The following is a 6,447-nucleotide window of genomic DNA, read 5'->3' on the forward strand; positions in this document are numbered from 1 at the left end:
GAGCAGATGTCGATATTTTAGCATGTATAGTCATAGACATCGTTTCCTTTTTGCTCTGCTGTGTCTCCTCCTTCTCTGCAGCGCAGCACAGGCAACGACGAACCTCATGATTACTGTGCAGGACAGTCTCGATAACTCTACCATTCAGCACGCAACGGTCTTCCTCAATGGCGGGAATTACGCCAGAACCAACGCGAATGGACAGGTGTATATCACTCATCTCGGAGAGAATGATCAGGATGTCCTGATCTCCCTATCCGGCTACAACGACTGGCATCAAACTGTCAGTAAAAATGCGACATCAGCGTTTGTGCAATTGAACCGTAAAACGCTCACCCTCAAAGTGAACCTCTATGATTCGGATACGCTGAAGACCGTATCCGGCGCTTCAGTGAATCTCTCCGCTGAAAATGTGACCCTGGGGAGGGTGACCGATAATGCCGGTTCTGCAACGTTCGGTGTTAATGCAGTAACCCTCTATACCATTGCCATCGATGCCAAAAACTACCAGCCACGAAGTGGTATCATTGAGATGGCAGCGGAAAACCGTGAAGTCCAGTACTGGCTTCTTCCCGGGAACCGCTTTTCATTTATACTGATTGATAAAGATACCAAAGAGGCTGTTCCGGATGCGGAGATCCGCATTGACAGTGTTCTTGCCGGAAAAACAGATTCACGGGGGATCCTGAATACCCCGGTCACCCGGGGCCGATCGTACTCTGTCGAGATAAAGAAGCTTGGTTACCAGACCCTCACCGAGTCCCGGCTTATAAGCGATGCGGATGCCTTAACCACTATGGAAATATCAAAGGCCCCGATCGGAGCATTTGTTTACGTTTTTGATGAAGCTCGGAGTCCTTTGAGTGGTGCCGAGGTCTATATTAATGGAAGCCTGTCAGGAACAACGAATGAATACGGGCGGAGTAATTTCCCGAATCTGGTTACCGGCGCATACCTTCTGGAAGTTAAAAAATCCGGATATCTCCCTGTCAGCAAGGCAATAACCGTAGTTGATCAGGGCAAGGACTATACCTTTGCTCTGCCCTATGAAAGCGCCGCGCTGTCAATATTTGTTCAGGATAAAGACCAGAAAGTAGTGCCGAATGCATCAATCAGCCTGAATGGAAATACTGCCGGCAGGACCGATGATAACGGCCAGTATACTACCCGCGTGAAATTCAATTCAGTTTATAATATTACCGCCTCTAAAGACGGGTATCAGCCGGCTTCAGTCAAGAAGCAGGTAATCCAGGGCAATGCTACGGATACTGCGAACCTGGTGATCGATAAGAATCTTGACTTCGGGCTGATATTGACCGTGATACTGGCTGCTGTCTTAGTCCTGGTTCTGTTCCTGATCATCCGTCGGATCGGTCATAAGAGACGGCGGCATGTGATGCGAAGAAACGAGATCTAATTTTTTTCTGTTATATTTCCCGTGTTTGGTCTGTTCCCGAATTGGAGGGAGCGCAGATGTGCACGCTTTTTAGAACCGGTGAGTGATTCCTGATTTTCAGATTTTTTGTGGAGGATTACTTGTCGGAGCATGATTCCCGGCATCTATCGGGCTTCCGGGAGAGACCCAGTCATCAATCCATACGTCAAACATCAGCACCGCAATTCAGGAAAAACCCCCTTCCGGGGCATTGTTTCCGTGCTGTAATTTCCCATCCCCCATTTAAAAAAAAGCGGACCCAGCGGGAATCGAACCCGCGTCCTTGGGTTCGAAGCCCAAGAGGATGTCCTCTACCCCATGGATCCTTCTCATCTTCTTTACATCAAAAGATATTAAGTATTTTCTACCGATACTTTACTGAATGATTCTCTCTGCATCAGAGTTTGCCCACCGGATCGATAAACCATCTCCTGAAGAAAAACTTGTTATCAGTCCCTACCATGCCTCATGCCAGCAACCGGCATCCTATGACCTTCGGGCTGCATCCGACATGACACTCCCCCGGGGAACCTGTACCCTGGTGCCAACTCTTGAGTGGATAGAACTCCCGATGGATCTTGCAGGCACCCTCCGTTGCCGCTCCTCATTCGGCCGGCGCGGTGTTCTTCTGGGTGCCGGATTTGTGGATCCTGGATTTCGGGGTCAGCTGACGCTCTGTCTGACAAATCTGGGGAATGAAGAGATTACCCTGCATAAAAATGACCGGGTGGTGCAGATGATCCTTCACGAAGTCCGGAACAGCGACACGGTCTATGCCGGCCGATATCAGGACAGTTTGGGTGCTGTGGAGGCCAGATAACCATGCTCCGGACCGAGCGCAAATATGTTGAGATTTTACGGATTCTCAAGGAACACCAGGATCCGGTAGGTGCCAAACGCTTATCTGAGCTGATGGCGGAACGTGGTTTCATCCTGAGCGACCGGGCAGTGCAGTATTACCTCAGTTATCTCGATACCATGGGGTTTACTGAAAAGGTCGGGAACCTGGGGAGAATTCTGACGCCCCAGGGGATAACTGAGACCGACAACGCCCTCGTGGACGACCGTATTGGGTTTATTATCTCGAAACTTGAACGTCTTGCTTACCGGAGTACCTTCGATCCGTCGACCAGTACCGGTGACGTGGCATATAATCTTTCCATGGTGCGAAAAGAGATGTTTGAACCGGCGAAAGCCGCGTTCGATGATATTGTCAGGAGCGACTGCGGCTTTTTCAATTCTTACCGGATTATTGAACAGGATCCCCGCATTCCCCAAGGCTATATCGGGTTTATCACGATCTGCAGTATCTCCATGGATGGTGTCTTCCAGCGGAAGGGCATCCCTGTCAAGATGGCGTTCGGCGGGAGACTTGAGATCGAAGATGGCAAACCCTTAGGATTCCGGGACCTGATCGGATACCGGGGAACAACCATCGATCCTCTTGAGCTGTTCATTGCATCCGGGCTCACTTCTATTGGCAGTTACACCCGATCTAAATCCGGTATTGCGCTGGCAAACGTAAGAGAAGTGCCCTGCTCCGCGAGAGATTCGGTTGAGGAGATCATACAGCTCATGAACACCTGCGGATTTGTATTTCCCGTCACTATGGGAAATCAGGTATTCAATCTCCCCTCTAATCCCAATCGTCTCTCGATCGTTGCATTCAGCGGGCTGAATTACATCGGGAACACGGTTGAAAAAGGCATTGAGATTAAAACTGAGATAGGTGCGGGAAATATCAGTTTCTCTAAAATTATGGAGACAAATTAACTATATCCAGGAGATATCATCTTTCTTTTTTATTGATTTCTCTTTTTTCTTTGCCTCGGTTTCATCCTGCATCTGCAAATTGGGATCCGATCCGGATTCAGGATTGGTGGCTCGCGGGGGTTTTTTGCCCATGTGCAGGTTGCCTTTGAGCAGTGTTGAATCCCGGGGCAGGGGAACAAATCCTTTCTGGACGGTTTTCCCCTCAAATACCCTGTCTTTTGCCCGGAAGGATGGATCTTTAAGATCTATTGCAGGCTCGTCAGATCGTGATTCAGGCCTGTGCTCTTCCGGTATTATCTCTTTTGGATCGGCTTCATCCGCAGCAATGTACTTCTCCTGTTTGGGGACCGGTGAGGGTTCCGGAACCGGGGTGGGTGGGGGAGGGGATGTCACCTTTTTTCTTGAGATAAGAACGGTTCTGGTTTCAGATGTCTTTCCCCCCGATTCGGACGGTCCATGTTCTCCATGTGGTGCCATCGTGTTCCCGGGCTGAGGATGTGAGGACATAATCCGTGGTCTGATGAGTGTCGGGGCGCCCTCTTTCCGGGATGCCGGCGCGTTGTCACTCTTTATCACCCGTTGCGGGGTTGACAGGATACGCTGCCGTTCCAGTTCTCGTTCGATCCTTTGTCTGGCTGTTTCCTGTAAGGTTGTTTCAGGAGACCTGCCCGGGGGTCTCACAATAGTTCTGCCAGCATCGAACGGCGTTGTGGTTTCCTGTCTTTCCACCGGGGAGAGTTCCGGTCTTTTTAGCGGCGGATATGCGGTCTCTCTTTGCTGCGGGGGGATCTGGCCCTGCCGGGTGATTACCGGACGTGCGTGCGTTGCCGGTGGAATACTTTCATCATGCGTCCTGTTTTCTCCCGTAATATTTCGCAATGGCACAGCAGGTCCTGCCAGCGTTGGTTTTATCGCTGTATTGACATCCGGTCGTGTCGGTGGTAGTTCAACGGCCGGACTCTGAACTGATGGTTGCGGTTTTTTCTGGATCGGAATCTCTCTCTCTCCGGCTCGGGGAGCCTCCGTAACCGGTTTTGGGGACTCCTCACCTTTGCTTCTCTGCATCCCGGGGGGCAGAACAATCATCTCATCTGATATATCCCGGTGATGACGGGAAGATTGCCTCGCAGAGCCTGATTCGGCGGTTTCCTCACTTACTCTCCGGATGGACGGGTGCCGGTAATGTTCCCGGATATCCCGAAGCTCTCCGACCCTCGGGATATTCTCAAGACCCGTGAGCATGATGATGATTGCGACATTCTTCGTATTCACCACCGGATAATCGCCGGATCTGGTCTCAAGGCCTGCTATGCTCCGGTCAATCCATTTCCTCACGGTCATGAATCCCATCATGGACAGTTCGTGAGTGGGACCTGCCACAAGGATGAGTGCCTTATGGGCACTCGTCATGTCGCAGGGAGTTGAAATCTCGTTATAGATTGCCTGTTTGGCAAGATCGACGATCCTTGAGGCTTTCTTTTTATTTTCATCATCAAAAATCCCCTTTGGCCGCCACTGGCTGAGAAAACCGAGCGGTTTCTCCGGAATATGGTCCACCGCATACCCAATCGTGATGAAACCCATACCCTTCATGGTATTGATGACTTCACCGGAATCAAGAACAACCTCTGCAAGATCGATTCCCCCATCAGCCCTGAACTCCCCGGCCCTCAGAATGAGACTTATCCTGCGGACAATGGAGTCATTCAGGAGACGATAGGTGACCATCTGTGGTGACATTTCCGGCTCCTGTTTCCCAAAACCGAGCCGTTCTGCAAACCCTTTCTCGCGGTGCAGTATCTTCTCTTTCAACGCGGCGGTCTTTTTATACCAGGTCTCGTTGTCAAAGAGGATCATGCCGTCAAGGATGGGTGAGAGGATGTCGATGTTATCTGCCGCTTTTGCGGATCGTTTCTCCCCTTCGGCAAGGCAGGGGAGGGTGACAAGCCCGAAGATGGGTTCAACAATGGCAGACCGGAGGCCGGCAATGACATGCGGGGCAACATCCGTCAGGGAACCCCCGAGGCCCGAACAGATGAAAACAGCATCAATCTCCCCGGATTCAAAGGTCTGGATTTTGGCAATAATCTCACTGATATCGATTGTTGACGTTGGTCCTTCCGGCTCGTTGCGTACCGCTAACTGCTGATCCAGCGGAGGGAAATACAATTTAGCGGAATCGGGAAGATTTTCAAGTTTTTTAAGACTATCTTCGTCCACATCAATTGCCAGTCCTTGGACACATGCAACTTTACTGCTCTTCCTGTCAGTTGCATAGAGGCGGTCCACAATCCGGGAACCTGCCCCCCCCAGTCCAATCGCCACTATTCGCATGTGGTCAGCCTGTAAAACCGATCGGGTTCATAGTCACTTGTGAGGTACAATAACACTGGAATAGAATTCCCTGCCGAAGTTCAATATCTTATAGGATCATTGTCTCCCTTAAAAAAAATATGTTCTTTGAAGCAGTCAGGATCGTATGGAGTGAACTGCCGGAAACCCCAAATGGCGCTTTAAAGGGTCGGATCCTCCTGCGTTCATCTCCGCTGGGATGGGCATATATCGGGGCATGCTCCAAACAAACGCCAAATCACCTCGTTTCAGGGGAAATCCTTCAGCGGGAGCAGCATAAAATCATAATTTATTTAAACGCGTGTACGGTAATACTCAATAAGGTGAACAAACCTTGACATATGGAATTGAATTTGTACCAGGAAATGTCAATGTAAAGCAAGTTGTTAACTTCTGTAAACTTGCTGAATCCAAAGACATTGATTTTGCATGGATCACCAACCACTACAACAACCGCCACTGCTACCCGGTTCTTGCCGCCATTGCGCAGGCAACCACGAGCCTTAAGATGGGCCCGGGTATCATGAACGCCTTCACGGACACCCCCGCTGCAATGGCATCCTTTGCCTGCACGCTCAACGAGATTTCCGATGGACGCGCAGTCCTCGGTATCGGTCCCGGTGACCTCTCAACCCTCCCGAAGCTGGCAATCAACCCCGAGAAGCCGGTTGGCCGCCTCGAGGAAGCCGTTGTGCAGATCCGCAAGCTCACTGCCGGTGAGGAAGTCAAGAAGTCCGGCATGAAGTTCTTTGACTACGATGGTGCCAAGCTTACCGGTGTAACTCTGCCCGGAAAGAAGGGTATCCCGATGTACATCGGTGCACAGGGCCCCAAGGTTCTTGAGCTCGCCGGAAGAATCGGTGACGGTGCACTCATCAACGCATCCA

The 6,447-nt window shown here is 50.7% G+C and carries 5 protein-coding genes and 1 tRNA gene; 4 read left to right on the forward strand and 2 right to left on the reverse strand.

The window, feature by feature from the left end:
• The first annotated feature begins 22 nt into the window (after positions 1 to 22).
• Complete coding sequence (locus WC598_RS06585) at positions 23 to 1,417, forward strand: carboxypeptidase regulatory-like domain-containing protein (RefSeq protein ID WP_372960679.1); 1,395 nt, start codon at positions 23 to 25, stop codon at positions 1,415 to 1,417.
• 272 nt (positions 1,418 to 1,689) lie between these two features.
• Here the strand turns inward: WC598_RS06585 and WC598_RS06590 are convergent.
• Positions 1,690 to 1,761: transfer RNA gene (locus tag WC598_RS06590), tRNA-Arg, on the reverse strand.
• Between the two features lie 56 nt (positions 1,762 to 1,817).
• Between WC598_RS06590 and WC598_RS06595 the strand changes: the two genes are divergently transcribed.
• Together WC598_RS06595 and WC598_RS06600 are read left to right on the forward strand one after the other, a co-directional pair.
• Complete coding sequence (locus tag WC598_RS06595) at positions 1,818 to 2,255, forward strand: dCTP deaminase (protein WP_372960680.1); 438 nt, start codon at positions 1,818 to 1,820, stop codon at positions 2,253 to 2,255.
• A gap of 2 nt (positions 2,256 to 2,257) precedes the next feature.
• Complete coding sequence (locus WC598_RS06600) at positions 2,258 to 3,208, forward strand: DUF128 domain-containing protein (protein WP_372960681.1); 951 nt, start codon at positions 2,258 to 2,260, stop codon at positions 3,206 to 3,208.
• Here WC598_RS06600 and WC598_RS06605 read toward each other — a convergent pair whose 3' ends face one another.
• The gene (locus tag WC598_RS06605; protein WP_372960682.1) at positions 3,209 to 5,542 is read right to left on the reverse strand and encodes a hypothetical protein; all 2,334 of its coding nucleotides are present in this window, start codon (positions 5,540 to 5,542) and stop codon (positions 3,209 to 3,211) included.
• Positions 5,543 to 5,894: 352 nt separating this feature from the next.
• Between WC598_RS06605 and WC598_RS06610 the strand changes: the two genes are divergently transcribed.
• A partial coding sequence (locus tag WC598_RS06610; RefSeq protein WP_372960683.1) for an LLM class flavin-dependent oxidoreductase occupies positions 5,895 to 6,447 on the forward strand: 553 nt, incomplete at its 3' end.

The sequence above is a fragment of the Methanoregula sp. genome (assembly GCF_041645475.1).
GTDB lineage: Archaea > Halobacteriota > Methanomicrobia > Methanomicrobiales > Methanospirillaceae > Methanoregula.

Bases quoted from the DNA above. Each gene is read 5' to 3' on its own strand.
- WC598_RS06600 (WP_372960681.1), top strand. From the start codon at position 2,258: ATGCTCCGGACCGAGCGCAAATATGTTGAGATTTTACGGATTCTCAAG.
- WC598_RS06585 (WP_372960679.1), top strand. From the start codon at position 23: ATGTATAGTCATAGACATCGTTTCCTTTTTGCTCTGCTGTGTCTCCTC.
- WC598_RS06605 (WP_372960682.1), bottom strand. From the start codon at position 5,542: ATGCGAATAGTGGCGATTGGACTGGGGGGGGCAGGTTCCCGGATTGTG.
- WC598_RS06595 (WP_372960680.1), top strand. From the start codon at position 1,818: ATGATTCTCTCTGCATCAGAGTTTGCCCACCGGATCGATAAACCATCT.